A 16,165-nucleotide genomic window follows, 5' to 3' on the forward strand; every position below is an offset into this window, starting at 1 on the left:
CCTGCCACACCACCGGACAGGCGGATCCGCATCCGGCGGTTCGGTTGGTTGAGGTTATCTCTCCCGACGTCCGTTTTCGTTCGCCGCCCTCGGCGCTTCGCCGCTTCGCTGGTCCTTCGGGGCTTCAGGATCGAGTGTCGCCGAGGGGCGGCCCTGCCGAGAGAGCATCGAACATGGTCGGTCATATGATCTGACCGGAACACTCAACTGACTTCCGTAATGACAGCGCTCAGGAACCGGTGGGCTCGGTCTGCCCGCCCTCGCCCGCCGCGACGGGCTGGGCCTCGGCGCTCGGAGACTGAGACAGCAGCGCACGGGCGGCGATCTCCGTGAGCGTGTAGAGGATGAAGGCGTCCTGGTCGTCGATGGGGCGCTCGTCCTGCAGGGCGTGGATCTTCTTCCGCCGCTCGTTGAGGGCCGAGAAGATGTTGTCCTCGAAACGGCCGATGAGCCGGTACTGGCGGCAGGCGCCCACCAGCTCGCCCAGTGTCGCGCGGTCCACGTCCTTGTTGCCCACGCTCGTCACCGGTGGCTCATGGGCAGCCAGCAGCCCCCGCAGCAACCGCTCGCAGCAGCGCGCGCACGCCACCACCACCTTCTGCGCCTGCCGTTCCTCGAGTGCCAGACGCGCCAGGGCCAGTTCCTGCAACAACTCCAGATCATTCGTCTGCCAGGTGAAGAGCGACACGGGCAGGGCGAGCGTATCGGTCCCCAACGAGGTGAGGGTGAGCTGTGGGCCGTGCTGCTCGTCCACCACGTCCAGGTAGCCGAGCGCCACCAGCTTGCGCAGCCGCAGGTTGAGATCCCTCGTCCCGATTGCCATGTCGTTGATCATCACCGCGGCCACATCGCTGCCACTCTGGGCCACCAGCTGCAGCACCCGGTAGTCGAGCGTGTCGAGCGGCGTGCGGGTGGACGGCAACGGCCGGGCCTCGCCGAGCGCGCTCCGCGCCGAGAGCACCTTCTGGGGGTCGAACCCCGCCAACCAGCTCTGGTGGTGCAGTACCGCTGGCAGCAGGCCCACGCTCGCCACCGAGAGCAGCAGATCGGCCCAGAAGCTCGGCAGGGAGAAGCGCTCGGGCCAGACGACGAGCAGGAAGCCGTCGAGCGCCACCAGGACCTGGAAGAAGTTGCAGAAGACGGGGTAGAGCCGCAGCAGTGCGCGGTGCTGGTACACGGACACGTCGGTGATGCCCAACCGCACCAGCACCAGCACGGCCGGGTAGGCGCCCGCGAGTACGAACAGCCCGCCCAGCCTCACCAGCAGCCGCACCTGCACCAGCGCCGAGGCCCCCACCCAGCCCGGGAAGGTGAGCCGCGCCACCAGCGGTGTCGCCACGCCCAGCGCCACCACCGCCAGGATGATCGCGGCCCGCTTGTCACGCAGGGCCCCCAGCTCCAAATGCTTGCGTCCGGCGTTCGCCATGGCCGTACAGCATAGCCCGCATCAGAACGGCGCACGGCACTCCAGCTCGACACGTGCACCCGTGTGCGGATGAACGAAGGTCACGGCCTCGGCGTGGAGCAGCAGGCGCGTGTCATCAACACCGTACAGCCGGTCGCCGGTGATGGGTGCGCCAAGACCGAGCGGATGCGCGGCATGAACGCGGAGCTGGTGCGGGAGCCAGGTGTGGGGCCAGAGCGACACCCGGGTGCGAGTGCCACTCCGTTGCGTCACAAACCATCCGGTGGTGGCGCGCTTGCCGTGGCGTGGATCGACGAGGTGGCGGCGACGGTCCTCCCGGTCGGGCCGGATGGGCAGCTCGATGATGCCCTGGTCGCCAGAGACCTGACCGTCGAGCCATGCGACGAAGCGCCTGTCGGCCTCGCGCCGCGCGAACTGCCGCTGGAGCGCCGCGTGGGTCGCGGTGTCCCTGGCCACGAGCAACAACCCGGAGGCCTCGGGTTCGAGGGCATGCACCACGAGCCATCCGGATGCGTCCGGGTCTCGACGCCGGAGACGGACGAGTACCGAATCGCGTGACGGCTCGTGACGGCCGGGAATCGACAGGAGGCCCCGCGGCTTGTCCACGACCAGCAACCACGCGTCCTCGTACAGGATCCGAAGCTCCTCCACCGGACCCGGTGCCACACCGGAGAGTGGACCCAATTCGACATGCAACCCCTCGAGCATGTACGGCAGCACGCCGCCGCACTTGCTCCGGCACGCCGGGTAGTACGCGCCCGCGTGCCGGCCGCCCGTGAGCGGCGATGCCCCCCACCAGAACTCGGCGAGCGCCAGCGGCCGCAAGCCATGACGGTAGGCCTGAGCGAGCAGCTTCGGTGCGGCGCAGTCCCCCGCCCCTCCCGGCGGCGGCTCGGGCGCGAAGAGCGCTCCCACGGTCCGGCTCTCGCCGCGCGCATTCGGGATGACGTAGCTCTCGGAGATCCGCCGCCAGAGTTGCCTCGAGCGCTCGGCGCGCACGTGCTCGAGCCCGGCACGTTCCGTATCGAGCGCTCGGAGGGCCGACACCAGGGCCGCACGCTCCTGGCCGTGCTCCACCTCCAACCGCTGGCGTTCCGCGGCATCGGCCCGGCTCTCCTGCCCGAGCGCGTGAAGCGCCACCTGCCGCTCCTCCTCGCTGACATCCCCGCTGGCCAGACGCTGGCGTGCGTCGTGCCGCAGGCCCCGGTTCGCGTCGTGGCGCTCGCGCAGGCCCTCCCTGGCGGCATCGTGGCGCGCGGTCAGCTCGGCGAGGCTCGCACGGAGAGCGGTGGGTTGCGCACCCTCGAGCAGCTCGGCGTGGCGCTCACCGAGCACGCGCAACTCCGCCTCACCCGCGGGCAGGAACGCGTCGCGCGCGATGGGGTCGAAGAGTGGCGGCGCGAACCCATCGACCTGCCAGCGGCCATCGAGCATGCCCGAGAACCCGCGAAGGTAACCGATGCGGCCATCCGGAGCCGCGACGACCAGCACCCCGAACATCTTGCCCTGGCCAGGTGCATTGAGGGCACCGAGGCCGGGTCCTCCGTGGCGCAGGAACCCCATCAGCTCCTCGGCGGCCCGGCGAGCCAGGGGATGCGGAGGGCCCTCGGCGAACGGATCCGTGAGCCGCACCGGCACCTCGGCCGGAGCCGACTGCGGCTCGAAGTACATCACGACATCTCGCGAAGGCACCCCTGTCATTACCTCGCCCGCACGCGGTTGTATTCCTGGAGGGCCGGAGGGTACTCGTCCCAGAAATCGAGCGAGCCTTTGTTCCCTCATTTGAAAGGCCCCCCGTGTGGAACCCGGGTTCCACACAGGGCGGTAGAGCCACAAAATTGGGGCGGGCGCCCCCGCAGCACATCATCCGCCGGACGGGTACCCCGATTCCACCTCATCCCTGGTTGTTGCAACTGAGGCCAAGCGCGAGAACAGAAATAGCCGCTGTTACTTGCCTCGCAGGAATAGCAGCCCCCATGTTGCCAGTGTAATGAGAGGGACCCCCCAAAGAGTGGCATTGCCCCAGAAGATCGTGCTTGCAAGCCCCATATCGCGGTTGGCCGAATCTCCAAGCAGGGGCATGGGCAAGCCAGTCTTATCCCTCACGACTCGCTCCACCTCCGCGCGCACAATCTGTAGCTTTGTGAGCACTCTCTTCGCCGCCAGAATGCTGGGCCCCATTACGAACGTGATTGCCAACCCCAACAGCATGAGCACACCTCGCAGGTGTGCTGCTGAATCGGGTGCCGCCACATAAGCATAAGCCCCAAAGAGGAATGCCTGCGATGTCATGAACGCCCCGAACCGCTGACCGATCAAATTGATCTCATGGGCAATTTTCGTTTCGTTGAGTTCACCCACGAGGATGAGTTGCTCCAACGAGAGGGCTTCATGAAGTTTTGAAGGAGCCTTGGGACGCCCCTCATCGTTCAGTGGTTCGGAAGAGACAGGCTGTAGTGAGGGACGCCCCTCATCGTTCAGTGGTTCGGAAGACACAGGCTGTAGTGAGGGACGCCCCTCATCGTTCAGTGGTTCGGAAGACACAGGCTGGAGTGGGGGTGAGCCCTGGGACATGGCGCCTCCGTGACAAACAGCGGAACCAAGGCTCATTTAACTTCCAGTGCGAGTCCATGCTCAACTTCCAGTCAAAGGAGCATCGCCCTTTCGATAAGCCTCAAGTGGCTGTGGTCCCGATGTGTGGAACGCGCCCCTGTGTAGGATGAACTGGTGCGAATCGTCGCTCCGGGCGCGCGCCGAGGAGGATAGAGCCTGCTCCGGTTTTGAGGCTCTCCCGTACTTCCTGTGGTTCCGGGGCGGCGAGTGGGCGAGCCTCGTTCGAAAGACCATCCGTGTGGAACCCGGGCTCCACACTGGGCGGTAGAGCCACAAAACCGGGGCAGGCTCACTGCTGGATTGATTGGGGCTGCCGTGGGGGGAGCATGGCAGTCGTGTAACACTTGCCCTGGTGCTCGTAGAGTTCCTCCGGGCACGGCGCCTTCAGTTCGTGAGGCACCCAGCAAGCGCCCATAATCTCCACCTCGATACGAGGAGTGCAGGGAGGCCGCTTCTGCCCTTTATAGGGTTTGCGCGGGAAGGGTGGGAGATGGCCGACGGCCCTCCGTCCACGCTGTCCATGAGCGAATGGCCCGTGAGGGGTATCTCGATGTCCGTCGGAACCTCCTGGCTCATGGGCGCTGGCGCGACTCCCGCCAGGGGAGCCGGACCTCCTGGCGCTTGGGACAAAGGCGCCTGACGGAACAGAGCGAAAACCAGGGCGAGCATGGCGACAACGCCAGCCAGTGCCAGCCCAAGACGCCATCGGAGGCGAGGTTCATCGTAGACGGGGAAGGCGCGGGCCATGCGCTTTACGCCCTCGTGCACATCCTCGAACCCGCACATCAACTCCTCCACGGAGTGCCTGTCGGGAGCAGCGGACCCTGGAGCAGGCTCCATCTCCAGCGCGAGGTAGCTGGGAGAGGCCGAGGAGATGCACCGCACCCGCCAGTCCGTCAGCGGCGCCGAGCCGTCCTCGGCGGGCCTGAGCACCAGGGCCGACGCCCCACTCGTCTCGTGCGTGGCCCGGTAGAGTTCGCCCCGGCTGTGCTCGTCCTGCGGCACCTGCTCGTGGAGCTGGTACGGCCCCACCTGCTCCACGCCCTCGCTGCACACCTCGGACTTCTTCTCCTCGTCCACGCGTGCTCCTTCCTAGCCTCACACCCCTGCGCGAGACCCATGACGCTTGTTTGCACCGGGCCCAACGCCCGCTCCAGGACGTGCATGGTGACTCCGAAAAGCCCTACTCCTCAGTACTTCAAAGATTGCGTTTCCGTCCATGACCCATCGAGTAGGCTCATCTCGCGAGGATTTCGTCATTTGGATGACCGGTGCATCCCGCCAAGCTTCTCCTGGCGTACCCCGAGGGGTATGGAGCGTTCCCACCCTCATGCGCCCCCTGCACATCACCACGCCCCTGCTCCCGCACGACGCACTCTCGGCCGCGCTCGGCAAGGACGTGCTCCTCAAGGTGGAGAGCCTCCAGCCCTCCGGCTCCTTCAAGCTGCGCGGCATCGAAAGGATGTGCCAGCGCGCGGTGGAAGCCGGTGCACGGCAGCTCATCTGCCCCTCCGGTGGCAATGCCGGCTTCGCCGCGGCGGTGGCCGGGCGGGCCCTGGGCGTGCCCACCACCATCCTGGTCCCCCATTCGACACCGGAGTCGGTGCGGCGGCAGATCGCCGCACTCGGCGCGACGGTGGTGGTGCACGGCACCGTCTGGGACGAGGCCAACGAGGAGGCCCTGCGCCGCTGCGGCTCCGGCGAAGCGGCGTACGTGCCGCCGTTCGACCACCCGGACATCTGGGACGGCAACGCCACGCTCATCGACGAGGCGGTGGCCCAGGCCGAGCAGGGCTTCTACGCGGTCGTCTGCGCGGTGGGAGGCGGCGGGCTCCTGTGCGGAGTACTGGAGGGGCTGTACCGCAACAAGCTGGAGCACGTGCCGGTCATCGCCGTGGAGACCGAGGGCGCCGCGTCGCTGCACGCCGCGGTGAAGGCCGGCAAGCTCGTCACCCTGCCGGCCATCACCACCATCGCCACCACGCTCGGGGCCAAGCGCGTGGCGCAGGCGGCCTTCGAGTGGACGCGCCGCCACCCGGTCCACAGCGTGACGGTGAGCGATACGCAGGCGCTCGATGCGTGCCTGCAGTTCGCCGATGACCTGCGCATCCTCGTCGAGCCGGCGTGCGGCGCCGCGCTCGCGGTGGCGTACCAGGGGCTCGAGGTGCTGGCGCCCTACCGCCGGCCCCTCCTCGTGGTGTGCGGCGGAATCGCCGTGGACCTGGAGAAGCTCGGGGTGTGGCGGCAGGAGCAGGCCTCCCGCCGCGCACTCGCCAGGGACGTGCCCTCGGGCCCCTGAGTGGAGGCGCTCACCGCGCTTCGATCAACATCGGCAGGCCGTTGGCCGAGCCGAGGGTGCCGAACATGTCGAACTTCGGCACGTGGCCGGGCTTCATCCGCAGCTTGAAGCGGCGTGCGAGCATCGCCGTCATCACGTGCGTCTCCAGCAGGGAGAAGTTGTTGCCCAGGCAGATGCGCGGCCCGATGGCGAACGGGTGGTAGGCGTGCGCATGACGTGCCGCCTCGTGCTCGGGCAACCAGCGGTCGGGATCGAAGCGCTCCGGCTCGTCCCAGAACTCGGGGTGCCGGTGGGTGGCGTAGGAGAAGACGATCGTCCTCGTGCCGGCCGGGATGCGGATCCCATCGAGCTCGTCATCAGCGACGGCGTCACGGGCGTACATCGGCGCAGCCGGATAGAGCCGGAGGACCTCCTTCACGACCTGGAGGGTGTACGGAAGCTTCCTCAAGTCGTTGAGTGTCGGAGGAGCCTCGCCCAGCACCGAGTCCAGCTCGGCATGCAGCCGCCGCTCCACCTCGGGGTTCTGGGACAGCGCGTACCACAAGAACGAGAGCGTCCGTGCCGTGGTCTCATGCCCGGCGGCGAACAGGGTCAGGCCGTTGTCGACGAGGAGCTGCTCCGCCATGAACGTTCCCGACTCCTCGTCCCGGGTCGTCATCATCTTCGTCAGCAGGTCGTCCGGCCACTGCTCGGTGGGGATGGCCCGGCGCCGCGCGATGAGCTCCTGGATGTAGGCCGTCACGAGCTTCTTGGCCCGATTGAACCGCAGGTTCCCGGGGGTGGGTACCCACATGGGCACCTGGATGGGGCGCATCTGCGAGTTCGAGATGTGGGAGACCAGCGTCTCGATCGAGTTCTTGACGCGCAGCAGGGTCTCGCCCGAGTCGGTGCTGAAGACCGAGTGGAGGATGACGGCGGCGGTGACCTGCATCATCTCGTCGAGCATCTCGACAGGGCGGCCAGAGCCCTGGTGGTGGGACTGCCAGTGCTCGATGAGCTTCTGCGTGTCGGAGAGGAAGATGGGGAAGAACTTCTCCACGCCGCGAGGAGTGAAGAACGGCGCCATGAGCCTGCGCTGCCGGCGCCAGTCCTCCCCGGTGGCGGTGACGATGCCATGGCCGAGCAGCAGCTCGCGGAGGGAGTCGTAGCTCTCCCCCTTGTCGTAGCGCTCGCGGCCCGTGACGTTGACGTGGCGCACGTGGTCCGGGTGGGTCACCATCAGGAGCGACTTCGAGCCCATCCGGATGCGGATCAGATCCCCGTGCTTGCGCCAGGTGCTCATCAGCCAGCCGAGGAACCCCTCTCGCCGGGTCGCCGTGAGCAGCTCGAGGGTGGAGGGGGCGTACTCGGTGAGGGTCCGGGGCCTATCGAGGGAAGGTGCCGTATTCATGGTCGTGGAGTCCTGGGTCAGGCCGGCGTCAGCGGGGGAATCCGGAGCTGCTGGCGCACGGCCTCGACCGTCGCCTCCCAGGAGCGCTCGTAGCGCATGCGGACGAGCCGCTCGGTCCGCTGGCCCCGCCGGTATGCCGCGCGCAGCTTCCGCGCGTACTTCCAGATGGGAGGGAGGCCATGCGGCCGGAGCAGCGCGGCGAACAGGAGGATGAGGACGCTCGTGCGGAGTCCCATGTTGCCGGCCACGAAGGCCTGGAGCTCCATCTCGCCGAGCGGGTCCGTCCCGTAGCCGGTCACCACGTGGTGGAGGTCGTGCGTCTCCCGGTACCACTTGACGAGGTAGTCCACGTCGTTGCGGACCTCGTAGGGGCTCTCGAACGGGCTGATGCCGTTGTCCTTGAAGTAGCGGGCGAACGCGTTCCCGAGCGTCCCTTCCGGGAGCCGGCCGAGCGCCGCGAGGTCGATGTTGCTGCCCTGGAGGCTGGGGCGCGCGGTGAGCAGCTCCCGGCCGTCCTCGCTCTTCGCCAGCTCCGTGCAGAGCCGCTGGAAGACGTCGCCGTCGAGGCTCGCGTTGAACAACGGCGCGGCGATGCCGTCATCGGGCTTCTTCTCGAGGACCTTCAGGGCGCGGACCGCCACACGCAGACGTGTGAACAGGGATGCGCCTTCGGGCAGGAAGAGGCCGTCTTCGATGCGTGCGGTGGGTGAGCTGAAGCTCATCTCGGTTCTCCGTGGGGGGTGGGCAGCTGGAGTGTGGCAGTTCATGCCACGGAACTGGCAGAAACCGCCACCTGCGCCCGGGTGTGACAGTTCCTGCCATGGCTTGTTAGGCTCCGCGCCATGCCCCAGCGAGTGCGCCTCCCCTCCCAGGAACGGCCGGCCACGGGTGCGGACCGCGAGGCTCCGCACCTCACCCTTGCCCCACGCGAGGGGCGAGACCAGGCGATGCTCGAGGCCTCGCATGCCGTCATCAGCCTGTTCCTGCGGGAGCGCACGAGCGACTTCTCCGTCAAGGAGCTCGCGGCCCACGCGGGCCTCTCGGAGCGGACCTTCTACCGGTACTTCCCCCGGAAGGAGGACGCCATCCGCCCGGCCGTCGACGCGTCGCTCGCGCGCATCGTCTCCGAGCTGCGCGCCGCCCCCCGTGGCAAGAGCCTGCGCGAGGCGCTGGTGGAGGCGCTCCGCCGGAGCCTCGCGCAGGAGAGCGCCATGAACTGGGAGAACCTCCTCTCCGTGCTGAACGAGACGGAGAGCCTGCGCGCGGTGTGGCTGCAGATCCTCACGGACGCGGAGGTCGCGCTCGCGCACGCCGCCGCCGAGTGGCTGGGGCTCTCCCCGGACTCGCAGCGGGCGCGCCTGGCCGGTGCCGTCCTGGCCACCGCGGGACGCCTCGCGCTGGAGCAGCCATTCACCGCGGGGAGGAAACGCGACGCGAGCAAGGTGCTCGCCGAGTGCCTCGAGTTGCTCGGCCCGGCCCTGTTCGAGGAGCCCGCGGGTGAGCGCGGGCCCGTGAGACGCTCACCGCCCCGGCGCTCCCGGAAGGGACGCGGGTAGGCGCGCAACAGCACCACACGCGGGATGAGAAGTCCTCCTACTCACCACGGAAATGGTGCCTTCGGATGCGCTGACACTCGGGGCACACGCATGCTTCTCCGTGGAGTAGGAACACCACCAATGGGTTCGTCGCCTTGGTTCCGCGGCCTCGTTTTCCTTCTTCAAGCCTGCCTCCTGCTTTCCTGCGGAAGCAGTATCCGTTCCGTTCATCCGCCCGCGCCCGAGGAACTCCCCAAAATGGCTCTGGTCATCCAGGAAGGAGCCGATGACCAGGTCGTGCATTCCTGGCGGCCGGCAGCGGAGTTCCAGAAGGAGTTACAGAGCCTGCCGTCCTCCATCATCAGCAGCACTACCTCGGGGGACATTGTCCTCGTCGGTGGCCGTCGTCGCGACTGTGATCAGGAGCAGATTGACTGTCACCGCAACTGCATGCGGCGCAAGCTGCCTGCGCCTCTCAACTACATTCCGCGAGGCCACCCCAGGCATGACAAAATCTGCCGTGAGAATTGCTTGAGCGCCTACAATGACTGCCTGGCTGCCGAGAAGGCCAGAGCCTTGAGGTTCTCCGCCGTAGACCATGCAACCGAGTGGCTGAAGGAGCATCGGACGCAACTCCTCCTAGGCACCGTGGTCGTCATCGCAGGTGTGAGCTTTGTCGTTGTCTTCTCAGGAGGGGGGCTGTTCGCTCTCGCTCCTCTCGTCCTGATGGCTTCGGCGGACAGTGCGGACGCACCGCTGTGTAGCGGAGGTGCGCAATGAATCGCGATGAAATGGACAGGATGGTGGGAGCCCTCCGGAGGGCGCAGGAGCTTCTCAACGGCTCGCCCGGAGCCTCCGATGCCCTGCGGCCTGCCCTGAATGTCTCGTACTTCATCATGGAGTCAGGACACGCACACAACTTCGAGGACTACCTCGCGACCTTTCGCGGTGCGCCTGTTCCAGTTGTCGGTGCGTTCTCCAGCCGGGAAGAGTTGGACACCTGGTTGAGAGCGCACCCGGTGCCTCCTCCGAGAGGTGCGGTCGAGCTCGGGGGAGAGCGCTACACCCTCGGCTACTCCCGGAAGAGCGGGCAGCATTTGCTGTTGCGGCTCCCATCGGCCGCGGACGTGAGAAGACCGGGGAGTGTCCAGGAACAGGAGCGGCTCTGGCTCGCGCTCGATCAAGCCCAAGCAGTACTCCATTCCTCACCGGAGGACCTGAAAGGACTGCAGTGCGCCGCACTGGCGCTTCACTTCGTACAGGAGTCAGGCTGTGCGCAGGAGTTCGAGCACTTCGTGGCGCATTTCGACGAACCCAGTCCCCCGCTCTGCTCCTTCACCACATGGGAAGAAGCAGACGCGTGGTTGAAGGAGCACCCAAGTCCTCCGCATGGCGCCACCGTGCGGGTAGGGGAGGACGAGTTCTCTGTCGGGTACTGGCCCCAAAGTGACCACCGGGTTCTATTGCGCGCTCCCACATACGAACCACTCGATGACGTGGAAGAGGAGGACGAAGACCCCGCTTCATGAGCGAGGTCCCCTGCCTCGTCCCGCGTCCTAGGAGAGCTTGACCGGCAGCTGCCTCGGCCCGCGCATGAGGATGCCCGTGCGCCACTTCAGCGACTCGGCCGGCCTGGCCAGGCGCAGGTTCGGGAACCGGTTCACCAGCGTCTGGATGGCGATCTGCCCCTCCAGCCGCGCGAGCGGCGCCCCCAGGCAATAGTGGATGCCCATGCCGAAGGACACGTGCTTGTTCGGCTCCCGGCCCAGGTCCAGCGTGTTGGGGTCCTTGAAGTAGCGCTCGTCCCGGTTCGCCGAGGCCAGCACCGCGAAGACCAGGTCCCCACGCGGAATCGCCACCCCGCTCACGGTGATGTCCTCTCGCGCGACGCGCTCCGTGGAGACCTCCACCGGGCTCGCGTAGCGCAGCAGCTCCTCGACCGCCGGCTCGATGAGGGCCGGGTCCTTCCTCAGCCGCTCCAACTGCTCCGGGTGCTGGAGCAGGGCGAGCGTGCCGCCGGAGATCAGGTTCACCGTGGTCTCGTGTCCGGCCACGAGCAGCAGGAACGCCATGCTGACCAGCTCGTCCGGGGTCAGCTTGTCGCCCGCCTCCTCCGCCTGGATGAGCGCCGAGAGCAGATCGTCCCCCAGGGACGTGCGCCGCTGCGCGATGAGCTTGCGCAGGTAGCGCGTGAACATCACCACGCTCGGGACGGAGAGCAGCACGTCCGACATGTCCGTGTTCGAGACGAGCCGGTTGGACCAGCGCTGGAACTTCCGGTAGTCGCCCGGAGGCACGCCCAGCATCTCGGCGATGATGGTCACGGGCAGCAGGAACGCGAACTCCTCCACGAGGTCCATGGAGCCCTTGCGCGCGGCCGCGTCCAGCAGGCTGTCCGACAGCGTCTGGACACGTGAGCGCAACCGCTCGATGTACTTCGGCGTGAAGGCCTTGTGCACGAGCGCGCGCAGCCGGGTGTGGTCCGGCGGATCCCGGCTCAGCATGTTCTGCACGAGCGGCGTGAAGAACTTGAAGAACCAGGGCAGCTTCGCCCGCTGCGCCTCGGTCATGCTGCCGATGCGATCCTTGCTGATGCCACCGTGTTTCAACACCTGGTTGACGTCTTCGTAGCGCGTCACCAGCCAGCCCGCCTCGGCGCCGGGGACCTTGATGCGGAAGACGGGTGCCTCCTCGCGCAAGCGCGCGTAGAGGGGGTATGGGTTGGCCTTGAAGCGCTGAGACTTGAAATCGGGCTGCGTCAGGGTCTGCATGACGATCCTCCCAGGGGAGGATCTAACACGGCCCGGACAGCGGCGCGGCGGCGCATCCGGACTCCGTCCCCGCGAAAGCGCCTCCGTACAGCTGGCGCCGCACGCGCTCGGCCTCGGTCCGCAGTCCCGCCTCGTCGAGGTGCCACGCCGCCCAGGCCCTCGCCGAGTCCATGCGGGTCACCAGGGTGTAGGGCACCGGCGGCGGCCGGAAGTGGAAGATGACACTCATCGTCAGCACCACCGTGGGCGAGGTGACGACGTACGCGAGCCCCAGCAGCGTCTGGCGCATCAACGCCGCGTTCTTCTCGAGCCACAACGCGTGCCGCTGCCGCTGCTCGCTCGACAGCAGCCACAGGGCGCTCAAGTCGAAGATGCAGACGTGGGGCCCTCCCCGCTGCAAATATCGAGTGGAGCTGTCGAGGAAGGCCTCGAACTCCTGGCGCGAGGGCTCGCCCGTGAGACGCACGCCCAACAGGGGCCAGAGGGAGTCGTCGAAGGTGAAGGGGGCCGCGCGATTCATTATGGGTTTCCGGGACTACTGGCTCAGCTTGGCCTGCAACGAAGCCTGGGACGCGTAGTCCGGCGCCGAGGCGGCCAGCTTCGTCCAGAGCGCCTTCGCGCCCTTCATGTCGCCCTTGGCCTTCAGGGTCTCGCCCAGCTGGTCCACCGCCGCCGGATCCGAGCCCACCGCCACGCCCCACACCCGGTCCGCCGTGGGCTTGCCCAGCCCCACCAGCGTCCACGCCAGGCCCGCCTTCACCCGCCCATCCGGCCGCAGCGGCATCACCTGCCGGTACGCCGCCAGCGCCTCGTCGTAGCGACCCTTCGCCAGCAGGTCCTCGCCCTGCTCCACCGTCTGCGTCAGCTGGGCCTCGAGCTCCGGCGTGCGCTCCACGTTCTGCATCGCCTGCACCGTCTCTTGCGAGATGTTCGGCGCCGCCGTGTTGTCACCGCCACCCGCCATCGGTCCGGCCGCGCCGCCGCCTCGCAGGCCACCGCCCGCCATCGGGCCCTGCGCCATCATCGGCCCGCCACGCGACAGGTCCAGCTTCGAGGCCCGGATGCGCCGGTCCTCGGCGCGCGAGACCTGCCACTTCGCCATGCCGCCGGCCTTCACCGCCTCGTCCGTCATGCGGCCCAGCTTGCGCGCCAGCGCCGCCCGCGGCGAGTCCGGGTGCGCCGCCAGGAAGGCCTCGAAGCCCTCGTGCGCGGACTGCAGGGACTTCAGGTCCTCGCCCTTCGTCTCGTACAGCAGCGCCGAGCGCCCGAAGAGCGCGTCCGCCGACGTGGGCTCCACCTCCAGCACCCGCTCGTACGTCTTCAGCGCTCCCGCCACGTCGCCGGAGAGGAAGTGCGCGTTGGCGCGCATCGACTCCACCTCCAGCACCGGCTCCAGCGCCGCGCGCGCGCAGGCCGCCGCGCCCGCCGTGTCCCCCTTCTTCGCGCGCTCGGCCGCCACCGACGCCATCTCCTCCACCGGCGTCGCCGGAGAGAAGCCGCACTTCGCCTCCGTGGGGTTCTGCACCGCCGCCTTGCCCAGCTTCTCGCGCTGCGCCAGGAAGAGCTCGCGCGCCGCCTTCCCCTTCTCCTCGGCCTGCAGGAAGTAGGGGATGGCGTCCGCCGCCCGGCCATTCGTGTAGTAGAGCTTGCCCAGCGACGAGGCGATCTCGAACGTCTTCTCCCGCTCGCGCAGGCCCTGCATGCCGTCCAGCTGCTGGAGCAGCTCCGCCGCCGTGGGCGGGGCCCGGCCCGTCATCGGCGGGTGGCCCTCCGGCATGGCACCCGGGTCCGCGGCGCCCGAGGGGCTCGAGCCGAAGGTGGGATGGCCCTCGGGCAGGCCCTGGGAGGCGGCGGCCGGACGCTGGGCCTCCGAGCCGAGGGGCGGGTGTCCGGCGGGCAGGTTGGGGGGCTCGGCCGCGAGCAGGGCCGCGGCGGTCAAGGCGAGGGAGAGGGTCATCACTCGGTTACCGGGAGAAGGGTTTCGGGCCACTGGGTGGCCTCGCACCGGCGCACGTCCTGGGGAGCCAGCTGGGAGAGCAGCTCCGCCACCGTCATGCCGAGCACCGGGTGCTCCGCTTCGGGAGCGAGCTCGAAGAGCGGCTCCAGGGCGAAGCGGCGTTTGTGAAGTTCCAGGTGCGGCACCTGGAGGTTGGGGTCCGCCACCACCTCACCCTCCCACAGGAGGATGTCCAGGTCGATGGGCCGGGGCCCCCAGCGCGGTCCGCCGGGTTGGCGGCCCAGGTCGCGCTCGATCTGCTTGAGGATGCACAGCAACCGCTGCGGTGGCAGGCCGCACTCCAGGGCCACCACGGCGTTGAGGTAGTGCGGCTGGGGCGGGCCCACGGGCGCACTCTCGAAGAGAGACGAGCAGTGGAGGACCGCCACGGCATCGATCCGGGACATCGCCTCCAGGGCGGAGACGAGTTGGGCTTCGCGGTCTCCCTCGTTGGAGCCCAGCCCTACATAGACGGTGGCGCTCAAGGCCCCATCTCAACAGGGTTGGCCAGGGTCCCGATTCCCTCCAGCTCCACTTCCACCACGTCCCCGGCCACCAGCCGGCCCACGCCCGAGGGCGTCCCCGTGCTCACCAGGTCGCCCGGCAGGAGGGTCATGATGTGGGAGATGAAGGACACCAGCCTGGCGGGGCTGAAGACCATGTCGGACGTGCGGCTGTCCTGTCGCACCTGTCCATTCACCCGGCAGAGAATCTGGAGGTCCGCCGGGGACAGGCCGGCGACGCTCCAGGGCCCCACGCACGCGAAGGTGTCGTAGCTCTTGGCGCGGGTGTGCTGGATTTCGCGGCGCTGGATGTCGCGGGCCGTCACGTCGTTGATGCAGGTGAGGCCCCAGATGGCGCGCGCGGCGGTGGCCTCGTCGGCGTTCTTCAGCCGCTCGCCGATGACGAGCCCCAGCTCCGCCTCGTGGTGCACCTCCTGGCTCGCCTTGGGAATCTGGATGGGCGAGCGGTGCGCGTTGAGCGCGGTGGAGGGCTTGATGAAGAGGAGCGGCTCGGCCGGGACGGGCTTGCCCATCTCCTCGGCGTGCTTGCGGTAGTTCTGCCCGATGCACACCACCTTGGAGGCCTCGGAGGGCACCAGGAGTTGCACGGCGCTGAGGGCCACGCGCCGGCCGGTGTCCGCTCCGCCGGCCCACGGCGCGCCGGAGAGCACCACCACCTGGTCACCCTCGATGCGGCCGTGGTGCGCACCGCCCTCGTGTTGGAAACGGCAATAACGCGTCGTCATGACGTCCTCTGGAAGCCGAGCACGTCGGCCATGTCGTAGAGCCCCGGCGAGCGCCCCGTCACCCACCGCGCCGCCCGCAGCGCCCCGAGGCCGAACTGGTCCCGGTTCGTGGCCCGGTGGGTGAGCTCGATGCGCTCGCCCTCGCCAAAGTAATACACGGTGTGCTCCCCCACGACGTCTCCGCCGCGCAGCGTCTGCACGCCGATCTCCTGCTTCGGACGCGCGCCGATCTGCCCATGCCGGGCGAAGGTCAGGTCCTCCTGGCTCCGGCCCAGCGCCGAGGCGAGCACCTCGGCCAGCTTGAGCGCCGTGCCCGAGGGCGCGTCCTTCTTCATGCGGTGGTGCGCCTCGAGCACCTCCACGTCGTAGCCCTCGCCCAGCACGCGGGCCAACTCGGCGGCCATGCGGATGACCACGTTCACGCCCACCGAGGTGTTGGGCGCCAGCACCACGGGGATGGACTTCGCGCTCGCGGCGACCTCGGCACGGGACTCGGAGGTGAAGCCCGTGGAGCCGATGACCATGGCCACCCCACGCTCGGCGCACTGGCGCGCGTGGGCCACGCTCGCCTCCGCGCTGGTGAAGTCGATGACCACCTGGGCCTTCGCCGTGTCGAGCACCCGGCCGAGAGCATCGCCTCCGGGCACACCGAGTGAGTCGAGGCGCGCGGTCTGGCGCGTCGTGGCTCCGGCGAGCTCCAGGTCCTTGGACTCACGGACGAGCCGCAGCAGGGTGCCGCCCATGCGGCCAGTGACTCCAGTGATGACGGTGCGGATCATGGTGTCCTCGATACCCTCACCCCGTCCCTCTCCCGGAGGGAGAGGGGATGTGTTGGCCCTCTGTCCACAGTGCGTGGTTCACAGTGCGTGGTTCACAGTGCGCGGTC

Annotated in this window: 16 protein-coding genes; 4 read left to right on the top strand and 12 right to left on the bottom strand. The window is 68.4% G+C overall.

Features of this window, described 5'->3' with window-relative positions; translation table 11 throughout:
* Nucleotides 1–229: 229 nt before the first annotated feature.
* From AC16DP_RS44520 to AC16DP_RS44535, 4 genes are all read right to left on the bottom strand, one after another.
* Complete coding sequence (locus AC16DP_RS44520; protein WP_329726779.1) at nucleotides 230–1,426, bottom strand: hypothetical protein; 1,197 nt, start codon at nucleotides 1,424–1,426, stop codon at nucleotides 230–232.
* A gap of 21 nt (nucleotides 1,427–1,447) precedes the next feature.
* Nucleotides 1,448–3,127, bottom strand: a complete 1,680-nt coding sequence (locus AC16DP_RS44525) for an RluA family pseudouridine synthase (protein WP_414640679.1) — start codon at nucleotides 3,125–3,127, stop codon at nucleotides 1,448–1,450.
* 246 nt (nucleotides 3,128–3,373) lie between these two features.
* The gene (locus AC16DP_RS44530; protein WP_329726780.1) at nucleotides 3,374–3,805 is read right to left on the bottom strand and encodes a hypothetical protein; all 432 of its coding nucleotides are present in this window, start codon (nucleotides 3,803–3,805) and stop codon (nucleotides 3,374–3,376) included.
* 618 nt (nucleotides 3,806–4,423) lie between these two features.
* On the bottom strand, nucleotides 4,424–5,119 hold the full coding sequence (locus AC16DP_RS44535) for a hypothetical protein (protein WP_329726781.1): 696 nt from the start codon (nucleotides 5,117–5,119) through the stop codon (nucleotides 4,424–4,426).
* A gap of 250 nt (nucleotides 5,120–5,369) precedes the next feature.
* On the opposite strand from AC16DP_RS44535, the gene AC16DP_RS44540 reads away from it, so the two are divergent.
* Nucleotides 5,370–6,338 carry a pyridoxal-phosphate dependent enzyme gene (locus AC16DP_RS44540; protein ID WP_329726782.1) on the top strand — a complete coding sequence of 323 codons (969 nt, stop codon included), beginning with the start codon at nucleotides 5,370–5,372 and terminating at the stop codon, nucleotides 6,336–6,338.
* 10 nt (nucleotides 6,339–6,348) lie between these two features.
* Here AC16DP_RS44540 and AC16DP_RS44545 read toward each other — a convergent pair whose 3' ends face one another.
* Both AC16DP_RS44545 and AC16DP_RS44550 read right to left on the bottom strand, forming a co-directional pair.
* Complete coding sequence (locus tag AC16DP_RS44545) at nucleotides 6,349–7,728, bottom strand: cytochrome P450 (RefSeq protein WP_329726783.1); 1,380 nt, start codon at nucleotides 7,726–7,728, stop codon at nucleotides 6,349–6,351.
* Between the two features lie 17 nt (nucleotides 7,729–7,745).
* Complete coding sequence (locus AC16DP_RS44550; protein ID WP_329726784.1) at nucleotides 7,746–8,450, bottom strand: Coq4 family protein; 705 nt, start codon at nucleotides 8,448–8,450, stop codon at nucleotides 7,746–7,748.
* A 120-nt stretch (nucleotides 8,451–8,570) separates the two neighbouring features.
* Between AC16DP_RS44550 and AC16DP_RS44555 the strand changes: the two genes are divergently transcribed.
* The 3 genes from AC16DP_RS44555 to AC16DP_RS44565 all read left to right on the top strand — a co-directional run bounded on the left by AC16DP_RS44555 (nucleotide 8,571) and on the right by AC16DP_RS44565 (nucleotide 10,792).
* Entirely contained in the window at nucleotides 8,571–9,284 is a 714-nt protein-coding gene (locus AC16DP_RS44555) for a TetR/AcrR family transcriptional regulator (protein WP_329726785.1), read from the top strand.
* A 237-nt stretch (nucleotides 9,285–9,521) separates the two neighbouring features.
* Nucleotides 9,522–10,043 carry a hypothetical protein gene (locus AC16DP_RS44560; RefSeq protein WP_329726786.1) on the top strand — a complete coding sequence of 174 codons (522 nt, stop codon included), beginning with the start codon at nucleotides 9,522–9,524 and terminating at the stop codon, nucleotides 10,041–10,043.
* Nucleotides 10,040–10,792 (top strand): hypothetical protein, encoded by a 753-nt coding sequence (locus AC16DP_RS44565; protein WP_329726787.1) that lies wholly within the window; start codon nucleotides 10,040–10,042, stop codon nucleotides 10,790–10,792. Before AC16DP_RS44560 ends, AC16DP_RS44565 begins: the two co-directional genes overlap by 4 nt.
* 27 nt (nucleotides 10,793–10,819) lie before the next feature.
* Here AC16DP_RS44565 and AC16DP_RS44570 read toward each other — a convergent pair whose 3' ends face one another.
* The 6 genes from AC16DP_RS44570 to dapB are packed head-to-tail and all read right to left on the bottom strand — an operon-like array spanning nucleotide 10,820 to nucleotide 16,058.
* Nucleotides 10,820–12,034, bottom strand: a complete 1,215-nt coding sequence (locus tag AC16DP_RS44570) for a cytochrome P450 family protein (RefSeq protein ID WP_329726788.1) — start codon at nucleotides 12,032–12,034, stop codon at nucleotides 10,820–10,822.
* A 22-nt stretch (nucleotides 12,035–12,056) separates the two neighbouring features.
* A complete protein-coding gene (locus AC16DP_RS44575) occupies nucleotides 12,057–12,554 on the bottom strand; it encodes a hypothetical protein (RefSeq protein ID WP_329726789.1) in 498 nt (165 codons plus the stop codon).
* 15 nt (nucleotides 12,555–12,569) lie between these two features.
* The gene (locus AC16DP_RS44580) at nucleotides 12,570–13,991 is read right to left on the bottom strand and encodes a tetratricopeptide repeat protein (RefSeq protein WP_329726790.1); all 1,422 of its coding nucleotides are present in this window, start codon (nucleotides 13,989–13,991) and stop codon (nucleotides 12,570–12,572) included.
* Entirely contained in the window at nucleotides 13,991–14,515 is a 525-nt protein-coding gene (folK, locus tag AC16DP_RS44585) for a 2-amino-4-hydroxy-6-hydroxymethyldihydropteridine diphosphokinase (RefSeq protein WP_329726791.1), read from the bottom strand. Before folK ends, AC16DP_RS44580 begins: the two co-directional genes overlap by 1 nt.
* On the bottom strand, nucleotides 14,512–15,279 hold the full coding sequence (locus tag AC16DP_RS44590; RefSeq protein ID WP_329726792.1) for a fumarylacetoacetate hydrolase family protein: 768 nt from the start codon (nucleotides 15,277–15,279) through the stop codon (nucleotides 14,512–14,514). Before AC16DP_RS44590 ends, folK begins: the two co-directional genes overlap by 4 nt.
* The gene (gene dapB / locus AC16DP_RS44595; protein ID WP_329726793.1) at nucleotides 15,276–16,058 is read right to left on the bottom strand and encodes a 4-hydroxy-tetrahydrodipicolinate reductase; all 783 of its coding nucleotides are present in this window, start codon (nucleotides 16,056–16,058) and stop codon (nucleotides 15,276–15,278) included. The genes AC16DP_RS44590 and dapB overlap by 4 nt, the downstream gene beginning before the upstream one ends.
* Nucleotides 16,059–16,165 lie beyond the last annotated feature (107 nt).

The sequence above is a fragment of the Archangium sp. genome, assembly GCF_057119385.1.